15 protein-coding genes are annotated in these 18,490 nt (G+C 75.3%); 8 read left to right on the top strand and 7 right to left on the bottom strand.

Features of this window, described 5'->3' with window-relative positions; translation table 11 throughout:
* Positions 1 to 109: 109 nt before the first annotated feature.
* Entirely contained in the window at positions 110 to 5,485 is a 5,376-nt protein-coding gene (locus ACI795_RS16945; RefSeq protein ID WP_457076730.1) for a DUF4011 domain-containing protein, read from the bottom strand.
* Positions 5,486 to 5,568: 83 nt separating this feature from the next.
* A complete protein-coding gene (sigJ, locus tag ACI795_RS16940) occupies positions 5,569 to 6,420 on the bottom strand; it encodes an RNA polymerase sigma factor SigJ (RefSeq protein WP_457076729.1) in 852 nt (283 codons plus the stop codon).
* A 43-nt stretch (positions 6,421 to 6,463) separates the two neighbouring features.
* On the opposite strand from sigJ, the gene ACI795_RS16935 reads away from it, so the two are divergent.
* Complete coding sequence (locus ACI795_RS16935) at positions 6,464 to 7,234, top strand: SDR family oxidoreductase (RefSeq protein ID WP_457076728.1); 771 nt, start codon at positions 6,464 to 6,466, stop codon at positions 7,232 to 7,234.
* 17 nt (positions 7,235 to 7,251) lie between these two features.
* On the opposite strand, the gene ACI795_RS16930 is transcribed toward ACI795_RS16935, so the two are convergent.
* Both ACI795_RS16930 and ACI795_RS16925 read right to left on the bottom strand, forming a co-directional pair.
* Complete coding sequence (locus tag ACI795_RS16930; protein ID WP_457076727.1) at positions 7,252 to 7,443, bottom strand: hypothetical protein; 192 nt, start codon at positions 7,441 to 7,443, stop codon at positions 7,252 to 7,254.
* A gap of 62 nt (positions 7,444 to 7,505) precedes the next feature.
* Positions 7,506 to 8,216: a class I SAM-dependent DNA methyltransferase gene (locus tag ACI795_RS16925; protein WP_457076726.1), complete on the bottom strand. Its 711-nt coding sequence runs from the start codon at positions 8,214 to 8,216 to the stop codon at positions 7,506 to 7,508.
* A gap of 454 nt (positions 8,217 to 8,670) precedes the next feature.
* Between ACI795_RS16925 and ACI795_RS16920 the strand changes: the two genes are divergently transcribed.
* The 3 genes from ACI795_RS16920 (at position 8,671) to ACI795_RS16910 (ending at position 10,753) form a co-directional block, all read left to right on the top strand.
* Entirely contained in the window at positions 8,671 to 8,859 is a 189-nt protein-coding gene (locus tag ACI795_RS16920; protein ID WP_457076725.1) for a hypothetical protein, read from the top strand.
* Positions 8,860 to 9,081: 222 nt separating this feature from the next.
* Complete coding sequence (locus ACI795_RS16915) at positions 9,082 to 9,531, top strand: hypothetical protein (RefSeq protein ID WP_457076724.1); 450 nt, start codon at positions 9,082 to 9,084, stop codon at positions 9,529 to 9,531.
* A gap of 166 nt (positions 9,532 to 9,697) precedes the next feature.
* Positions 9,698 to 10,753, top strand: a complete 1,056-nt coding sequence (locus tag ACI795_RS16910; protein ID WP_457076723.1) for a DUF3048 domain-containing protein — start codon at positions 9,698 to 9,700, stop codon at positions 10,751 to 10,753.
* A 93-nt stretch (positions 10,754 to 10,846) separates the two neighbouring features.
* Here the strand turns inward: ACI795_RS16910 and ACI795_RS16905 are convergent, their stop codons facing one another.
* Together ACI795_RS16905 and ACI795_RS16900 are read right to left on the bottom strand one after the other, a co-directional pair.
* Positions 10,847 to 11,314: a hypothetical protein gene (locus ACI795_RS16905; RefSeq protein WP_457076722.1), complete on the bottom strand. Its 468-nt coding sequence runs from the start codon at positions 11,312 to 11,314 to the stop codon at positions 10,847 to 10,849.
* A 474-nt stretch (positions 11,315 to 11,788) separates the two neighbouring features.
* A complete protein-coding gene (locus tag ACI795_RS16900; protein WP_457076721.1) occupies positions 11,789 to 12,361 on the bottom strand; it encodes a DUF6318 family protein in 573 nt (190 codons plus the stop codon).
* A gap of 300 nt (positions 12,362 to 12,661) precedes the next feature.
* On the opposite strand from ACI795_RS16900, the gene ACI795_RS16895 reads away from it, so the two are divergent.
* Positions 12,662 to 14,512: a metallophosphoesterase family protein gene (locus ACI795_RS16895; protein ID WP_457076720.1), complete on the top strand. Its 1,851-nt coding sequence runs from the start codon at positions 12,662 to 12,664 to the stop codon at positions 14,510 to 14,512.
* A 64-nt stretch (positions 14,513 to 14,576) separates the two neighbouring features.
* Positions 14,577 to 15,044, top strand: a complete 468-nt coding sequence (locus tag ACI795_RS16890) for an NUDIX domain-containing protein (protein ID WP_457076719.1) — start codon at positions 14,577 to 14,579, stop codon at positions 15,042 to 15,044.
* Between the two features lie 69 nt (positions 15,045 to 15,113).
* Here the strand turns inward: ACI795_RS16890 and ACI795_RS16885 are convergent, their stop codons facing one another.
* Positions 15,114 to 16,277, bottom strand: coding sequence for an RtcB family protein (locus ACI795_RS16885; RefSeq protein ID WP_457076718.1), 1,164 nt, complete (start codon positions 16,275 to 16,277; stop codon positions 15,114 to 15,116).
* 226 nt (positions 16,278 to 16,503) lie between these two features.
* Between ACI795_RS16885 and ACI795_RS16880 the strand changes: the two genes are divergently transcribed.
* A complete protein-coding gene (locus ACI795_RS16880) occupies positions 16,504 to 17,313 on the top strand; it encodes a transglycosylase domain-containing protein (RefSeq protein WP_457076717.1) in 810 nt (269 codons plus the stop codon).
* 80 nt (positions 17,314 to 17,393) lie between these two features.
* Positions 17,394 to 18,362: a TIGR03557 family F420-dependent LLM class oxidoreductase gene (locus ACI795_RS16875; protein WP_457076716.1), complete on the top strand. Its 969-nt coding sequence runs from the start codon at positions 17,394 to 17,396 to the stop codon at positions 18,360 to 18,362.
* The last annotated feature ends 128 nt before the right edge of the window (positions 18,363 to 18,490 follow it).

The following is an 18,490-nucleotide window of genomic DNA, read 5'->3' as shown; positions in this document are numbered from 1 at the left end:
GGGGCCCAGTCCGCCGGACATCGGTGGCCGGCGGACAAGGCGGTCGACCTGAGACGGTTCGCCTCGCACCTCCAACCTCCCCGGCACCCCGGGGCGGGGTCAACCCTCGTCATGCACCCGCAAAGAAGTCCGCGCCCACCGCGTCGGTCGCGGTGATCGGCTGACCGCTGCCCGATCGCGTCACCCGGCCCGCCCGCACGGCCTGCGCCAGCCCCGCCTCCAGCGCCGGCATCAGCACCGGGTGCAGTCGCCGGTGCCCGAACACCGCCAGCGTCTGCGCCACCAGCTGCTCGTGCGTCAGCCCACCGCTGGACCGCAGCAGCGCCACCATCGCGTTGCCGATCTCCTCCGGCGGCACGTGCTCCAGCGGCCGGTCACCCGCCGACCCCTGCCGGCGGAACCCCGCCCACGACCCCGGGTCCGTCCCGTCCGGCCAGAGCCACTCCGCCGCCGGGGCGGGCAGCAGCGCCAGCAGCTCCGCCATCCGCGCATCGGTCAGCCGCGGCACCTCGAACGCCCGCGCTGCCCGCCGGGCCAGCCGCTCCCGGTGCACCGGCCCCTCCGCGGCGATCCCCTCGACCAGCACCTCCCGCACCAGCCGCGCGATCGCCGGGTCCTCCAGCCGGCGCAGGTCCCGCGGCTCACCCACCGGCCCCGGCGTCCACGGCACGAACGGCTCCTCACCGGGCAGCCGCACCGGCGGCACCAGCGGGCGCGCCGGCACCCGACGCGGCTCGTCCCGCGGGCCGCCACCGGACACCGGGCCGTCGGCGGAAACCGGGTTGTCGACGGGCGTCTCGGGCCGCAGCGGCACCGGCAGTCCGGCCGGTGGGCGGGCCGTCCGCACCGCCGTGGCCAGCCGGTCCAGCACCGTGTCCCGGTCGGCGACCCACTCCGGCAGCCACACCCGCTCCACCGCCCAGCCCCGCGCGGCCAGCGCCAGCGCGGGCAGCTCGAGCCGGTCGGTCAACGTCGAGGCGCGGTCCGGCCGGTCGAGCAGCACCGCCACCCGCGGCCGCCCCGGCTCGTCGACCGGGGCCAGCGTCAGGTCGATCCGGAACCGCGAGAGCCCGACGTCGGTGCGCACCGCGAGCCCCCGCTCCCGCAGCGCCGACGCCACGGCGTCCCGGTGCGCGTCCCGCACCGGTGCGCCCGCGCCGTCCCGCGGCACCGCGTCGACGCCCTGCGTGACGACGTCGAGGAAGGCGCGCAGCTCCCGCACCCCCCGCTGCGCCGTGCCCGCCGGCACCAGCGCCGCCGGCGGGAACGACGCGTACACCAGCAGCTGCCGGCGGGCCCGGGTGACGGCGGCGCGCAGCCGCCGCTCACCGCCGGCCCGGTTGAGCGGCCCCAGGTCCAGTGGGAGTTCGCCCCGCTCGTCCAGCGAGGCGCCCAGCGACACCAGCACGACGTCCCACTCCCCGCCGTGCACCGCCTCGACCTCACGCACCACCAGCTGCCCGGAGGACAGCGCCGCGGTGAGCCGGGGGTCCGCCGCCGCGCGCAGCAGGTTCTCGACCAGCCGCCGCTGCGCGGCGTGCACCGTGAGGACGGCGAGCGACGGCGCCGCACCGGGGGAGTCGGCGAACCGCCGTGCCACCTCGGTCGCCACCGCCGCCGCCTCCGCCTCGTTCGTGCCCGCGGAGGGCCCGGTCCGCGTGAAGCGGCCGTCCACCGCGACCAGCCCGAGCGCCGGCCCCGGCACCGCCGAGGGGAAGGTGCCCACCCGGTGCGCCGCGTTCGGCACCGCGAACAGCAGCTCGTCGGCACTGCGGTGATGCCACGCCAGCTCGCGGTGGGGCACACCGGCCCGCAGGCAGGCGGCCAGCAGTCCGTCGTCGTCCGCGGCCGGCGGCCCACCGACCACGAGCGCGGCGCGGGCCCGGCCCAGCGAGCCGAGCGCGTCGGCGACCGCGAGGCCTCCGGCGTCGGCCAGCACCACCAGGTCGAAGGAGCCAGGCTCCGGCGGCAGCAGCCGGGCCACCTCGTCGGGGGTGGCGAGCACGCAGCTGCCCGGGCTCGCGGTCGCGAGCACCCGTCCCGCTGCGGCCGCGCGGGCCGCCGCGGAGCCGGTCAGGAACCGGCGGACCGCGTCCTCGTGGGCGCGGGCGTCGGCCGCGGACAGGCCGGCGGCCATCGCGCGCTCCGCCACCGATGCCTCGGCCAGCCCGCGGTCGAAGGCGGCGACCGCCTGCGCGGCCGGGACCGCACCGGCGACCAGCGCCGTCCGCATCTCGGTCAGCCCCGCGGCGTCCAGCAGGTGCACCGCCCGCAGCAGGTCCAGCCAGTGCGCGAGCGACGGCAGGCCGAACTCGTCGATCGCCCGCCCGGCCCGGGTCTCCTCCCAGCGCGCCACCAGCCGGCGGTCCCCGGCCCAGGCCAGCAGCCGCTCCGGCGTGGTCGCGCAGACGCGGGGCAGCGTGACCAGCGCCCGCTGCAGCGATCGGACGGCGACCGCGGCCCGGGCGGGGTCGTGGACGGGCCCGGTGTCCAGCAACCGGCGCAGCGCCGGGGTGAACGCCGGGTTCGTCCGCAGCGCCGCGGCGAGCCGGCGGGCGCTCTCGACCTGGGCGTCGAGCAGGTCCACCTCGGTGAACGGGTTCCAGTTCCACGGCAGGTCGACCCCCGGCAGGTCCCCGGCGCGCCCGGCCAGCTCCCGGGCGGCGGCCTGGACGGCGAGCAGCTCGTCGGCCAGCACCGGCACCTCGGCGGGCAGCACCTTCGCGTCCGGCAGGAGCGCGGGCGCGAGCTCGGCCAGCACCGCGGCCAGGCGCTTGCCGCGGCCGAGCCGGCCCGAGGCCGCCGCCTGCCGCGCGTTCTCGGCGATCGCGGCCAGCGGCAGGTCCAGCACCCGCGGATCGGCGACGTCCAGACCCGGGTGCTCCTCGGCGCAGAACAGTGCGACGTCGGCCCGCAGCTCGGCGACCGCCTCCTCCCACTCCGGGGTGCCGGCCCGGTCGAGGTCGGCCAGCGGGACGGCCGGCCCGTCGAGGAGGACGGCGACCGCGGTCAGCTCGGCGGGCGTCGGGGCGGCCGCCACCACCCGGGCCACCGGACCCGGCGGCACCGCGTCCACCGCGCGGTCGACGGCGCGGACCGCGGCCTGCACCGCCACCGGGTCGACGTCGGTCGAGTCGAGGAACCCCCACGGGTGGCCGGGGCCGGGCCGGGTGCGGGCCGCGATCTCCGGCAGACCGGCGAGGGCGGCCCGCACCGCCGCCGTCGTCCGGGTCGACGCGCTCACCACGAACGTGGGCGGGACCGGCAGCGACGGGACGGCCGAGCCCGACGCCAGCAGCGCCGCGGAGGCCTCGTACAGCGAGAGGCCAGCCGAGTTGGCTGCGTGCAGCCGGACGGAGTACCCGGCCAGCCGCTTGCGCAGCGGGCCCAGATCGGGGACGTCGTCCACCGGGACGTCGGGTGCCGGATCCCCGGTCAGCAGGGCGGACAGGCCGGCGTCGGTCAGCCGCGCGGCCACGGCGTCCAGCGCGTCCCGGCGGGGCGCGACGACGAGCACCCGCCGCCCGGTGGCGGCCACGGCGGCGACGGTGTTCGCGACCGTCTGCGCCTTCCCGGTGCCCGGCGCGCCGAGCAGCACGAAGGTGCGCCCGGCGAGCGCGTCGGCGACCACGGCCAGCTGGCTGGCGTCGGCCGGCAGCGGCAGGGTCGCGGCCAGCTCGTCCAGGTCGGCGTCCACCGGGTCCTGCGCCGGGAACGGCTGGCCCGGCCGCAGCAGCACCGGCACCAGCGGGTTGCGCAGCGCGGCGGCGCCGAGGTGCTCGGCGTCCTGCCGCACCCGGGAGGCCGCGGCCGGCAGGAGGGCGAGGTCGGCGGTCGCCTCCACCCGCGCCGACGCCCCGCTGCGGGCGAGTGCCTGGCGCACCGCGAGGACCAGGCCGGCCGGGTCCGTTCCGGACGGTGCCGGCAGGGCGACCCCGTGCCGGCGGCGCAGCTCGGCGAGCAGCTGCCCGTTGGCCGCGATCCCGCCGGTCGGGTCGGCGATCAGCCGGTACGAGCCGTTGGCGCCGGCGGTGAGGGTGACCGGCAGCAGCACCAGCGGAACGCGCACCACCCGGCCGTCGGGGGCCCAGCTGACCGAGCCGAGCGCGAGGCACAGCTCGTTGGCGCCGGTCTCCTCGACGATCGCGCGGGCCCGCTCGGCGAGCCCGCCGACCTGCTGGCCGTACCCGCCCGCGGGCAGGTCGGTGTAGAGGCCGCCGTGCTCGACCAGCAGGTCGGCGAGCTGGTGCGCGGGCAGGTCGCGGGCGGCGCGGATGCCCCGGCGGCGGGCGGCGGCGCCGAGCTGGTCGGCCGGCAGCAGGGTCAGCGCTGCGCCGCCCACCAACCGGTCGGACAGCGCGGAGAGCCGGCCCGCCGGCACGGTGAGGGGAAGCGCGCCGGTGAGGTCCAGCGACTGCGGCAGCAGCCCGGTCGCCGGGGCCGGTGCGGTCCGGCGCGCCGCCCCGAGCGGCCGGACGCCGTCCCGCCGGGCCCGGTGGACGTCGGTGACGCCGAGGAGCTGGTGCCGGTTCCCGGTGAGCCAGGTCGCCGCCGCCGTCCGGTGCAGGTCGCCGAAGGTCGCGGGTGGGGCGCCGGCGTGCAGCAGGGCCGGCTCGACCAGCTGGATCACGCCCTGGGCGACCAGCTCGGCGAGCCCGGCGACGTCGGTGGTCGCCGTGTGCTCGGCGCCCGGGCCGCTGCGCCACCAGCCGAGGAAGGCGTGCGCGGGGCCGGCGGCGTCGTCGGTGACCCAGATCAGCGGCCGCAACCCGGCGTGCTCGAAGGCGGCGGCGAGCGTGAGCACGGTGTCCAGCCCGGTGCCCGCCCGCTCGTCGAGCACCTCGGTGGGCGTGCGGACCCGCTGCGGCACGTCCGCCCAGCAGGCGGCCGCCGGGAGGGGCCGGATCCCGCGGCGCCGCATCGCCTCGACGATCGCCGCGGCGGCCTGGTCGAGCTGGGCGGGGTCGACGTCGGCCAGCTCGCGGCGGCCGGTGCGCTGGCGCAGGTGGTCCGCCGCCGCGCCGACCAGCCCGGCCACCGCCGGGTCGTCGGGCCGCACGTGGGCGGCGAGCAGCTCCAGCGCCAGGGGCGCGGGCGCGGCCAGCCACTGCCCGGCGCCGAGCACCCGCACGTCGGTGCTCGCCCGGGCCAGCACCTCGTCCTCGTGCTCCACCCGCACCTCGACGTGGCCCCGCGCGGGGTCGGTGGCCGCGCCCAGCGCCGCCGGGTCGAGCAGCAGCGGGACGTCGAGCAGCACGGTGGGCCGGCCGGGCAGCAGGTCGGTGCGCAGCTCGACCGGCGCCGCGAGGGCCTTCCCGTTGCTGGTGACGGCGAGGGTGACGCGGGCGCCGGGCCGTTCGCGGTCCGCGGTGACGGCCAGCCGGGTCACCACGGGGACGGCGAGGGCGGCCAGCGCCTCGCCCAGCACGGGCACGCACTCGACCGCGATCGTCACCGGCTGCTGCGGGCACGGGGAGTCGCCCATGCTGCCTGTCTACCCCGGCGGAACCGCGGAGTCCGGGAGCCCGGCCGGGATGTGACGGATGAGGTCCGCGAGTCCGCCGCGCCTCAGGCCCAGCGGGTGAGCTTCTCCGGGTTCAGGACGATCCAGACGTCGGTGGCCCGGTCGCCGGCGACGCCGAGGACGAGCAGCCCGCGGACGGCGTCGTCGTCCCGCCAGAGCCAGCCGACGCCGTCCCCGGTCGTCATCTCCTCCAGGGTGACGTCGGGGTTCTTCGCCAGCAGCCCGAGCAGGAACCGCGCCACGTTCGCGGACCCCCGCACCGGGTTGCGGGCCGCGCTGACCAGCCCTCCGCCGTCGGAGCGCAGCGTGACCTGCGGATCGAGCACCGCCACCAGCGCGGTGAGGTCGCCGCCGGCGCAGGCCGCGGCGAAGGCGCGCACCACCGCGTCGCGTCGCGCCCGCGGCGGGGTGGCGGCCCGGGCGGCGTCGACGCGGCGGCGGGCGGAGGTGGCCAGTTGCCGGCACGCCGCGGGGGTGCGCCCGACCGCCTCGGCGATCTCGCCGAACGGCACCGCGAACGCCTCGTGCAGCACGAACACGACCCGCTCGGCCGGGGTCAGCGACTCCAGGACGACCAGCAGCGCCAGGCCCACCGAGTCGGTCAGCGCCACCCGCTCGGCCGGGTCGTCGACGGCGTCGACCGGCACCGGCTCGGGCAGCCACTCACCGACGTAGCGCTCCCGCCGGACCCGCGCCGACCCGAGCGCGTCCAGGCACACCCGGCTCACCACCCGGGTCAGCCAGGCGGCCGGCTGCTCGATCGCCGCCCGCTCCGCGTCGGTCAGCCGGTACCAGCGGGCGAAGGTCTCCTGGACGGCGTCCTCGGCGTCGGCCATCGTGCCGAGCATCCGGTAGGCCACGCCCATCAGGTGCCCGCGCTGCTCGTCCACCGTCACGCGGGCAGCCTCACATCCCGGGGGGCTGCGTCGTCAACAGGGCATGACAACACCGCAGCAGCTGAGGATCGCCGTCGCCGGGGCCACCGGGGTGGTCGGCACGCACGTCGTCACGCACGCCCGGGCGGCCGGGCACACCGTCGTCCCGCTCTCGCGCGGCACCGGGCAGGACGTCGTCACCGGGGTGGGGCTGGCCGAGGCGCTCACCGGCGCCGACGTGGTCGTCGACGTCACCAGCGTCGTCACCACCAAGGCTCGGGTGTCGGTCGACTTCTTCACCCGCGCCACGGAGAACCTGCTCGCCGCCGAGCAGGCCGCCGGCGTCGGGCACCACGTCGCGCTGTCGATCGTCGGCATCGACGGGGAGGCCAGCGGCTACTACGCCGGCAAGGTCGCCCAGGAGCGACTGGTCGCGGCCGGCCCGGTGCCGTGGACGGTGCTGCGGGCGACCCAGTTCCACGAGTTCGCGGGGCAGCTGGTGCCGCGCACCGGGATCGGCCCGGTCGTCGCCGTCCCGGCCGGACGGGTGAGCACGGTGGCGGCGAGCGAGGTCGGCGCCGCGCTCGTCACGCTCGCCGAGCGGTCACCGCGCGGGCGGGTGACCGACCTGGGCGGCCCGGCGGAGGCGGAGCTCGCCGACCTGGTCCGCCAGTACCTCGCCGCGACCGGGCAGCGCCGGCGGGTGCTGCGGGTGCCGCTGCCCGGGGAGCTCGGCCGGCGGATGCGCGCGGGCGGCCTGCTCCCGGGCCCCGGCGCCGACCGCGGCCGGATCCCCTTCGAGGAGTGGCTGGGTGGGCTCACCCCCGCCCGCTGACGCCGTCCTGCCGCGGGTCAGGTCTCCAGCAGACCGTCGCCGACGGGGTTCTCCCGGGCGGCCAGCGCGTCGGGATCGAGGCCGATCCGGCGCAGCAGCTCGGCGTCCTGCTCGGTGTCGACCGTGTCGGGCAGCTCATCGTCGGCCTCGGCGAGGTCGGTCTGGTTGCCCTCGGTCAGCAGGAGCTCGAGCACCTGGCGCTTGTCCATCCGCATGCACCCCGGCTACCCGTCGCGCCGGTCCGCCAACACCCGCGGGCCGTAGAGGTGCGTCAGCCGGGAGGACGGCGCCAGACCGAGACGTGCGAGGTGCTCTCGGCGACGAAGGGTGAGCGGTCCCAGCGTGCCCACCGGTGCTCGGGCTCCAGGCCGGCCAGCCGGGCCATCAGGTCCAGCTCGGCCGGCCACACGTAGCGGAACGGCACCCGGACCGGGGTTCCGCCGGCCGGGTGGTGGTGCGACACCAGGCCCTGGGTGACGACGTCGTACTCGTCGACGCCGAGGTGCTCCGGGGTGAGCGAGAAGACCCGCACCGTCTCCCCGGGTGGCAGCCGCTGCAGCGCGGGGACCATCACCTCGACCACGAACCGCCCGCCGGGGGCCAGGTGGGCCGCGGCGTTGCCGAAGGTGGCGACCTGCCCGTCCTGGCTGGTCACGTTCATGATCGTGTTGAACACGAGGAAGACCAGCGAGAAGGTGCCCGGCACCCGGGTGCTGGTCATGTCCCCCTCGGTCGCGCGGACGGCGTCGGCGCCGGGCTTCGCGCGCAGCCGGGCGAGCATCGGCGGCGAGGTGTCGATGCCGCTCACCGGGACGCCGCGCGCGGCCAGTGGCAGCGCGACCCGGCCGGTGCCGACGGCGAACTCCAGCGCCGGCCCGCCGTCGGCGAGCTCGGCCAGCAGGTCGACCGCCGGATCGACCACCTCCGGCGCGGACATGCCGCTGTCGTCGTAGCCGGCGGCGACCTGCTCGTCGAAGAACACGGGGCGCAGCCTGCCCGGGCGGTCGCGCCGGCGGCGACCGCTTTACAGCGCCAGCGCAGCCCGCAGCCGGGTGCCCAGGTCGTGGAGGTCGGCGTCGTCGACGGGCGGGGTAGCGGCGTCCTGCACCACGGACCTCTCAGGCGAGACGGGAGACCGGCCCGCCGATCTCGGTGCGCCACTAAGGCGCATCCGGAATGTGCGGGAGACCCACCAGGTACGTCTCCCGCACCGGACCGGCCACCAGGCGCCGAGTTCGCCGTGGGTGACGTCGATCGGGTCGTCGTCGCCGGCGGGGCGACGACGCCCGCGATCACCGCCACGGGGGTGGCCGGCGATGAGGGTGCCGCGGGCGTCAGCAGGCCGCGTCGTGGCAGCGGCCGGGGGGCATGACCGCATCGACGATCGACCTGACCGCTTGCCGTCCGTCGAGGGCCGGAGCACCCGGGCGTCACCCATGTCGCCGCCTGGCTCCGCGGCGCAGTACCGCTCCACCGGCGAGCTGACCGGTGCTCAGCGCGGGGATGCCGAGGGCTGGGTGGCGGTGCAGCACCTGACCGGGGACATCCGCCGGGGGCCCGCCGACCTGACCTACCGGTTCACTCTGCGCGGGGACCGGGTTGCCGAGCTGGCCACCACCGCCTGACGGCACCGGCCGGGGAAGGGGGCGACGTACACCGGCGGCACAGGAACGTGTGGCATCGTTCTGCCCGTCAGCTGGAGGGCTGAGCGTCGGCCGGTTCCCGCGGCCGGTGTGCCGGCCCCCGCGTCCCCCCGCCCGGCGCAGCGCCGGCGGGGGCGCGCCGGGCGCGGGACCCCGTCCCCGTGCGGTGCGGACCCGAGACCGACAGGACGAGGCACTCCACTCATGAGCACCGACGGCACCAGCACGCCCGAGAACACCTCCGGTCAGCCGGGGGCGACCGCCGCCGGCCCCACGACGGTCCCCGCGGCCGGCCAGGCCACCGAGCCCACCGACACCACGGGCGCCGCCGACGCGACCAGCGGTGAGGAGGGCGAGCCGGGCTGGGTCAGCCGGCACACCAGCACGCTGATCGCGCTGATGGTCGCCGTCATCGTCGTCGCCGTGGCGATCACTGGGCTCATCCTCTGGCGCGACCGGGTCGCCGACCGCAACGCCGACACCGAGGCCGCGTTCCGCCAGTCGATCGAGTCGCAGGGGGCCCAGGTGTCGACGGTGGAGTGCAACGGTGACATCTGCAGCGCGATCATCGGCGGCTCGGCGTACACGATCCTGGTCCAGGAGGACGAGGAGGGCGTCAAGCAGTTCGGCGTCGCCGCCTTCAGCGGTCGCTGAGCCCCTGCCTCCAGCGCCCCGCGGGGGCCGGCCGGTGGTGCTGGGGCGGGACGGCGCCGGTGGGTCGGATGGGGCGCTGGCGGGTCCGGCCTGACCCGGGGCAGCCGCTCGCCGACCTAGCGTGGGCGGCGATCCGCCGCGCCGTCGACCGAGAGCAGGCCACCCCGTGCACCACCCCGCCGTCCGGCGTCCCCGTCGAGTCCTGCGTGCCGCCCTGCTGATCGGTGCGGTGCTGGCCGGCGCGGTCGGTTGTGGCCCGGGGGAGGAGCCGGTGGCCGAGGCGCCGACGTCGTCTGCTCCGCCACCGCCCCCGCCGCCGGTGCTGTGGCCGCTGACCGGCGTCGAGAGCGGTGAGGTGCCGGCCCGCCCTGCCCTCGCGGTGAAGATCGAGAACTCGGTCGCCGCGCGGCCGCAGACCGGGCTCAACGCCGCCGATGTGGTCTGGGAGGCGGTCGTGGAGGGCGGCATCACCCGCTACGTCGCCGTCTACCACTCGACCCTGCCGCCGCAGATCGGGCCGGTGCGCTCGGTGCGGCCGATGGACGCGGCGATCGCCGGCCCGCTGCACGGCCTCTTCGCGTTCTCCGGCGGGCAGGCGCCGTTCATCGACGCCGCTGCCGCCGCCGGGCTGCAGATCATCAGCCAGGACTCCGGAGCGCCCGGGTTCACTCGCATCACCACCCGGTCCGCACCGCACAACGTCTACGCCGACCCGGCGGCGCTGGTCGCCCAGGCCGACGCCGACCACCTCGCGGCGCCGCCGTCGGCGTTCGAGGTCGCCCGTGCGGGTGCCCAGCCCACCGCCGTCGTCGCCGGCACCCCGGCGACGACGCTGCAGCTGAAGCTGTCCGGGGTGAGCCGGCCCCAGTGGACCTGGAACCCGTCGGACGGCCGGTGGGTGCGCGCCGAGGGCACCACGCCCGCGGTGGAGGCCGACGGGACGCCGCTGCGGGCGGTGAACGTCGTCGTGCTGCGGGTCGACGTGCAGAACACCAGCTACCTGGACCCGGCGGGCAACCCGGTGCCGGAGACGGTGCTGACCGGCACCGGCCAGGCCGTCGTGGCGACCGGCGGGCAGACCCTGCAGGCGACCTGGACCAAGGCGGGCGTGGCCGACCGGGTGATCCTCACCGGGCCCGACGGGATGCCGGTGCAGCTGGCGCCCGGCAACACCTGGGTGGAGCTGGTGCCCAACGGCACCGGGGACGTCGTCGTCGGCTGAGCCCGTCCGCACAGGTGTTCCGCCGGACGTCGTGCTCTGCCCACTCCCGGTGGGCAGAGCACGACGTTGCTGGACCCCTCCCCGCCGATCGGGTCAGTCGTAGGGGTTGGTCAGCACCGGGCGGGCCTGCAGGACGGTGAAGGTGACCGGCGGGCCGTCGGTGGTCGTGGTGCCGGGGACCTCTGCCTCGACGCCGCCGTCGACGGAGAAGGTCGCCCCCCAGGTGGTGGTGAGGCTGGCGGTGTAGGTGCCCGAGCCGTACTCGTGGGTGATCGAGTGGTCGGGGTACGGCGCGCCGGGGTGGGTGGTGGTGAGGGTGACGCCGTCGCCGGTGTCCCAGCTGTAGCCGGTGGCCGTGGCCTCGATGTCGACGGTGAAGCCGCGGATGTCGACGGTGAACGTCTGCGTCGAGGGGCTGTCCGTGTAGAAGATCACCGGCAGGCCGGTGAGGGCGTTGCCCGGCGGCTGCTGGCGGGTGACCAGCTCCGGTAGCGGCAGCGTCTGGAAGTACCGGAACACCTCATCCGGCGACGGCGGCGGATTCAGGTCCGTTATGTCCACGCATGCCGTTGTCAGCGTGCTCCAGTGGAAGTAGGGAGTTCCCGGCTCCACCAATGCTGGTGGACTGACTCCGTCGACGGGCGGTTGATTCCCCTGCTCGTCCAGAGGTTGAGCGAGGCGTTGACGTTGAATCGCGTAGTAGCCGATCAGCCTGCCCGGTATCTCGGGGCAGTCGCGTCCGATCTGCTCGCACCCTCCCGTCACCGGATCAGTCAGGTTGCAGGGAGTCTCCAAGCGCCAGCGATAAGCCGGGATCGCAGGGGCAGACGGGGTGGCGGCGTAAAGGCCCGGTCGACTGCCTGGGACCACGTCCGCTGCACGCAACTCGATTTCTGCATCTCCGACCTCTGGGGCCAGACAACTGAGCTGGGGGCAGGGGCGCCCTTGCTCTTCGGCGGCTTGCGCAGACCTCGGCAGAACCAGTTGGAGCGAGATTGAGATCAGTGCGACGAACAGAAGGAGTCGGCGCACCGTTCAGGCAATCGTCAGTTCGCGGACGAGCCAGGACGAGCGCTCACGGTCCCAGACGGCGGTGATTCCGGAACCCGGATACATCGCGCCGTCCGCGCGTTCCTCCGGTAGGGGTGACCCGTTGGGGCCAACGACGTCAAGCGCTTCCTGGTGGAGCGAAATCGCGAAGTCAGCCTTCCCATCGCTAAAACCTGCCGCCGAAATGCCCTCCAGGCGGATGGTGCCGCCGACGTATCGATAGCCCTGCTCCGCGTAGTAGTCGACTCCGTCAGCGAAAGCAGTACAGGTATCGCAGTCGCTACTTACCTCGCGCACGTACACCGAGGTTGAGTCGAGCTGGGCCCGGTTCATCAGCTCCACGTAGTAGCGGACGAGAGCTTCCGCGCCCTCGGGGGTCTTCTCTCGCGCCTCAGCGGGCATCGGGAAGTCCGGCGGGCCCAGGGGCGGCAGTTCCTCGGCCGACGCCGTCGTGCTGCTCGCCGACGGCAGCGTCTCGTTGGCCGACTGCTCGCCCGCACAGCCCGCGAGCACCGCCGCCCCGATGGCCAGCGCCGCCGCCAGTCGAACCCGCCGCATCCGTCGTCCTCCCGAGTGCCTGCGCACAGTTGCCGGGAGAGTACGCAGCCGCAAGGCCTCGAGGTCGCGGTCGTCACCCGATCTGTGGACAGGCCGGCGAACGCTCCGCCCCGGGGGCAGGGGAGCGGAGCATCCGGCTCCATTCGGCCCGACCTCGCGCATCGGTTCAGTCACGTCCCGGTGTGGTCGCGGCGGATCGTCGTCCCGCGACGGAGAATGATCGCGATGTCCCGCCAGCCCGACCCCGGTGATCAGCTCCCGCTGCCCTTCCCCCCGAGCAGGGGGGAGAGGGTCCGGCAGGTGACCCGCAGGGCCCGGCACGTCTCCGCCCGCGTGCTGAGCGTCGTCATGCGCTGGCTGCTGCGGATCGCGCTGCCGCTCCTCGGCGCCGCGGCCGCGCTGCAGGCCTTCCCGTACCACGCCACCGTCCAGGGCATCCCGTTCGAGGTGCAGGGCAGCCTCTTCAACCGTCCGGTCCTCTCGGCTGACACCACTCTGGGCAACTGGGAGTTCCCCGACTTCGTCGACCTGCCGATCGGCGTGCACATCTCCCCGGAGGACGTCGACATCCTCCAGATCACCCGCGCAGCCGAAGGTGACCTGCCGGCGTTCGTCGAGCGGCTGCAGGCGGACTTCGCCGCCCAGGTGCCCCAGATAGCCATCTGGCTGGTCGGGGAGGCCCTGATCGGCATCGCGTTCGGCCTGGCCGCCGCCGCCGCCGTCAACATGTCCGTCCGGTACCTGCGCGGCCGGCCCCGCCGACCGTCCGAGCTCCGGCACCGGGCCAAGCAACTGGGCGCCGCGGGCCTCGCCCTGGCCGCCGTCTCGGTGTTCGGCATCGTCAGCTACAACCCCGACTGGGTGCGGGAGTCACGCCTGACCGGCTCGCTGGCCGCCGCACAGCTCTTCCCCGAGCAGCTCAGCCAGTACTACACGCAGCGGTCCAAGGCCCTGGACGTCCTCGGCTCGGTGGTCGGCATCCAGGCCGAGCTGCAGTCGCAGGTCGAGGAGGACCAGACCCCGGAGCCGGCGCTGCAGATCATGTACATCTCCGACATGCACCTGGCGGCCAACTACCCGCTGGTCGCCCAGTACGCCGCCACCTACGACGTCGACCTGATCATCAACACCGGCGACGAGGGCGCCTTCGGCCCGGCCTTCGAGCTGACCCCCGGCTACCTGGACGCGCTCCGGGTGGTCACCGCCGAGACCCCGATGCTCTGGATCGCCGGCAACCACGACTCCCCGGACACCGTCGGCGTCATGCGCTCCGTCCCCGGCGTCACGGTGCTCGGCACCAAGACCGCCACCAGCGACGGCTTCGACGTCACCGCGGGCCTGGTCGACGCCTTCGGGCTCACCATCGCCGGCCTGTCCGACCCGCGGGTCTACGGCGGCCCCGGCGCGTACGGCGCCGACGCGGCCTCGGTCGTCGACCCGCTGCAGCGGCGCGCCGTCCAGGACGCCCTGGAGGTGAGCGACCCGACGAAGGTGGCCGCCGCGACCTCAACCGGCTCGACCGCCACGACCACCGGCCCGACGGCGAACGGCAGCCAGCCCGGGAACGGCAGCCCGACGGCGGACGGCAGCCCGACGGCGGACGGCAGCCCGGCCGCCACCAGCCCGCCGGCCGACGGGTCCGGCGCGGCCGCCCCCACCCGCACCGACGAGGCCATCGACACCACACCGATCGACGTCTTCGCCGTCCACGAGCCCGTCGCCGCCGAGGAGGTGCGCGAGGTCCTGGACAACGAGGTGCGGCTGACCGTCTCCGGCCACGTGCACCGGCAGAACGCCAGCGACGAGCTGCAGGACGACGACGGCGCGATCAACCTGATCGAGGGCTCCACCGGCGCGGGTGGCCTGGACAACATCGTCCGTGGTGAGGACCGGCCGCCGATCAGCTTCTCCATCGGCTTCGTGTCCGAGGCCTGCCAGTTCACCCGGATCATGCGGTTCCAGATCACCCCGCAGGACACCGCCGTCCTCACCGACCCGGCCACCGCCGCCGAGGCGCAGGCGCCGGAGACCTTCGGGGACGACGTCACCGCCTCCACCGTCTTCTTCCGCCCGCAGGACGTCGACCCCGACCGCACCTGCGGCGTCGAGGTGGGCATCAGCGACGAGCGCCCCTGGCCGACCGCCGACTGACACCGCGCCGACTGACACCGCGCCGACTGACACCGCGCCGACTGACACCGCGCAGACTGGGCCGGTGCCAGCCAGACGCAGCGCCGGGATCCTGCTCCACCGACCCGGGGCCACCGGGCCCGAGGTGCTGATCGGGCACATGGGCGGGCCGTTCTGGGCGCGCAAGGACGACGGCGGCTGGTCGATCCCCAAGGGCGAGCTGGAACCGGACGAGGAGCCGCTCGCGGTCGCGCTCCGGGAGTTCGCCGAAGAGCTCGGGTCGCCGGTGCCGGCCGCGGAGTTCGCCGCGCTCGGCGAGGCCCGCGTGACCAGCGGGAAGGTGCTCGCCGTCTGGGCCGCCGAGGGCGATCTGGACGCCGACGCGGCGGTGAGCAACACCTTCTCCCTGGAGTGGCCACCGCGCTCGGGCCGGGTGCAGGAGTTCCCCGAGATCGACCGGGCCGCCTGGTTCGACCTCGACACGGCCCGCACCAAGCTGGTGAAGGGCCAGGTCGTCTTCCTCGACCGCCTCGCCGCCCACCTCGCCACCTGAGGCCGGAAATGGCCATTTCTGCGCCCCGGGGGGGAGGGCAGAAATGGCCATTCCTGCGGGAGGTGGGCGTCAGTCGCCCTTGACGTTCACCACCTGGCGGAGGGTGTGCCGGATCTCCACCAGGTCGGCGGCGTCGCGCATCACGACGTCGATGTCCTTGTAGGCGTCGGGGTGCTCGTCGAGGAACGCGTCCGAGTGCCCCCAGGCGATGCCCGCCATCCGCTGCTCCAGGTCGCCCCGGGTGAACAGCCGCCGGGCTGCGTTGCGCGAGTGGTTCCGCCCAGCGCCGTGCGGTGAGGACAGCAGCGCCGCCTCGTTGCCCAGCCCGGCGACGACGTAGGACGCCGTCCCCATCGACCCGGGGATCAGCCCGGGCTGGCCCTTCCGCGCCGAGATCGCACCCTTGCGGGACAGCCAGACGTCACGCCCGTGGTGCCGTTCACGCTCGGTGTAGTTGTGGTGGCAGTTCACCGTCTCCAGCCGCTGGACGTCGTCCCGCAGGAACCGGCCGGCCTGCTCGACGACGCGGTCCATCATCTCCTCGCGGTTGAGGTAGGCGAACCGCTGCGCCCAGCGCAGTGCCTCGATGTAGGCGTCGAACTCCGGCGTCCCCTCCTGGAGGTACGCGAGGTCCCGGTCGGGCAGCTCGATGCCCTGCGCCCGGGACCACTCCTGCGCCCGGCGGATGTGCACCGAGGCCAGCTTGTTGCCCACCCCGCGCGAGCCGGAGTGCAGGAAGAGCCAGACCCGGCCCTTCTCGTCCACCGACACCTCGATGAAGTGGTTGCCCGAGCCGAGCGACCCCAGCTGCAGCGGCCAGTTGCCGGCCGTGCCGTTCGCCTGATCGGCGCCGGGCAGCGCCCGCAGCTCCTCAACGCGCGGCTCGGCGGTGGCGCTGACGTGCTTGTTGTAGCGCCCGGCTGACAGCGGCACCGCCCGCGAGATCCAGCCGTGCAGGACGCTGAGGTCCTTGCCGGACAGGTCGGCCGCGTCGAACTGGGTGCGCACCGCCATCATCCCGCAGCCGATGTCCACGCCGACCGCCGCCGGGATGATCGCGCCCTCGGTCGGGATGACCGATCCGACGGTGGCGCCCTTGCCCAGGTGCGCGTCGGGCATCAGCGCGAGGTACGGCTGGATGAACGGCATCTCGGCCGTCCGCTCGGCCTGCTCGCGGGTGCTCGGCTCCAGGATGGACGCCCAGCTCAGCAGGCGTCCGGTGATCTGCTCCATGGTCCTTTCTCTTCTCCGTGGAAGGGGTGGTGGCGCTGCGCAGCCGCTGCAGTCAACGCGACGGGCGCGGCCGGTGCACCCCCTTTACCCGGACCGACCCACCGGACGCACCGTCCACCCGCGGGCGGAGCGCCGGGAGCCGCAAGATCACCCGACAGGCGGACGCGGGAGGACGGGTGGACGGGGTGGACTGGGATCGTCCACCGCACTGACCGAGGAGAACCCCGTGCTGGCATCTCACCCGACCGCCTCCCGCCACCGGCAGGAGGACGACGTCGTGGTGGCTCCGGGGCCCCGGTCGCCGCACCCCGCCACCCCTCCGCGGCGCCCGTGGTGGGCCCGGTTGCTGCGCCGACTGGTGGCGGCCGCCCTCGGCCTGCTCGTCGTCTGCGTGGCCGTCCTCGGCGTGGCCTGGGTGCTGACGCCGGACGTCGGCGATGCGCGGGACCGCGTCACCGAGCGGCTGGCCGCGGCCGGGGCGACCCCGCTGGAGGGGGAACTGCCGGACCGGGTGGTGGCCGCGGTGCTGGCCACCGAGGACAGCCACTTCGAGCACCACATCGGGGTCGACTGGCGAGGTGCGCTGCGGGCGCCCATCGGCGTCGTGACCGGGGAGGACCTCGGCGGGTCGACGCTGGACCAGCAGCTGGCCAAGAACGTCTACGAGGACGGCCAGGCCGGGGTGCTCGACCGGGTCTCCGCCGTGGTGCTCGCGCTGAAGCTGGACGCCGAGTGGTCCAAGGAGGACCTGCTGCGGATGTACCTCGACGACGCCTACTTCGGCCACGGCTTCACCGGTGTGGTCGACGCCGCCCAGGGCTACTTCGGCCGGGCCCCGGGTGAGCTCAGCTGGACGCAGGCGAGCCTGCTGGCCGGTCTGCTGCAGGCGCCCAGCGCCTACGACCCGTTCGTCCACCCGGAGCGGGCCGCGGCCCGGCAGGCGCACGTGCTCGACCGCCTGGTCGCCGTCGGCGAGCTCACCCGGGCCGAGGCCGACGAGGTCGCCGACGACGAATGGGCGCTCGTCGCGGGCTGAGGGCGGCGCCCGCCGTTTCCCCTGCGCACCGCCCGGGCACCGGGGCAGACGACAGCGGGAACGATGACGAGGGGACCCCCATGCAGGTCGGCTACAAGCTCGCCACCGAGGCGTTCAGCCCCACGCAGATCATCGAGCAGACGGTGGCGGCCGAGGCGGCCGGCTTCGACTTCGTCGAGCTCAGCGACCACTACCACCCGTGGTTGGAGGAGCAGGGCCACAGCGGTTTCACCTGGTCGATGCTGGGCGCCATGGCGGCGCGCACCGAGCGGATCCAGCTGGCCACCGGGGTCACCTGCCCGATGATCCGGTACCACCCGGCGGTCATCGCCCAGGCCGCGGCGACCGTGCAGATCATCTCCGGCAACCGGTTCACCCTGGGCATCGGCGCCGGTGAGCGGCTCAACGAGCACGTCGTCGGGGGTGGTTGGCCCGCGGTGCGGATCCGCCACCACATGCTCCGCGAGGCGCTGGAGATCATCAACCTGCTCTGGCAGGGCGGCTACCAGTCCTACGAAGGCAAGTACCTGACCCTGGAGGACGCCCGGGTGTTCGACCTGCCCGACCAGCTGCCGGTGATCGCCGTGGCCAGCGGCGGGCCCGGGGCCTCCAAGCTGGCGGCCCAGTACGGCAGCGGACTGTTCGCCACCGAGCCGAAGCCCGAGCTGGTGCAGGCCTACGCCGAGCACGGCGGCAGCGGGCCGAAGTACGCCGAGGTGCCGATGGCCTGGGCGCCCGACGAGGACGCCGCCGCGCAGGAGGCGCTGAAGACCAGCCGCTGGGCGCTGTCGGGCTGGCCGGTGATGAGCGAGCTGCCCAACCCGGTCAACTTCGACGCCGCCAGCAGCACGGTGACGCCCGAGGACATCAAGGGCCAGTTCTCCTGCGGCCCGGACCTCGACCGGCACGTGCAGCAGGCGCAGCCCTACGTGGACGCCGGCTTCGACCACATCGTCTTCCAGAACGCGGGCCCGGACCCGGACGGGTTCATGCAGGTCTGCAAGGACGAGCTGATCGAGCGGGTCCGGTCCCTGACCCCGTCGTCCTGACCCCGGTGGGGGGGGGGGGGGGGGGGGGGGGGGGGGGGGGGGGGGGGGGGGGGGGGGGGGGGGGGGGGGGGGGGGGGGGGGGGGGGGGGGGGGGGGGGGGGGGGGGGGGGGGGGGGGGGGGGGGGGGG

This window comes from Modestobacter sp. SYSU DS0290, from assembly GCF_054050955.1.
This window is presented reverse-complemented; position numbering and strand designations above follow the sequence as displayed.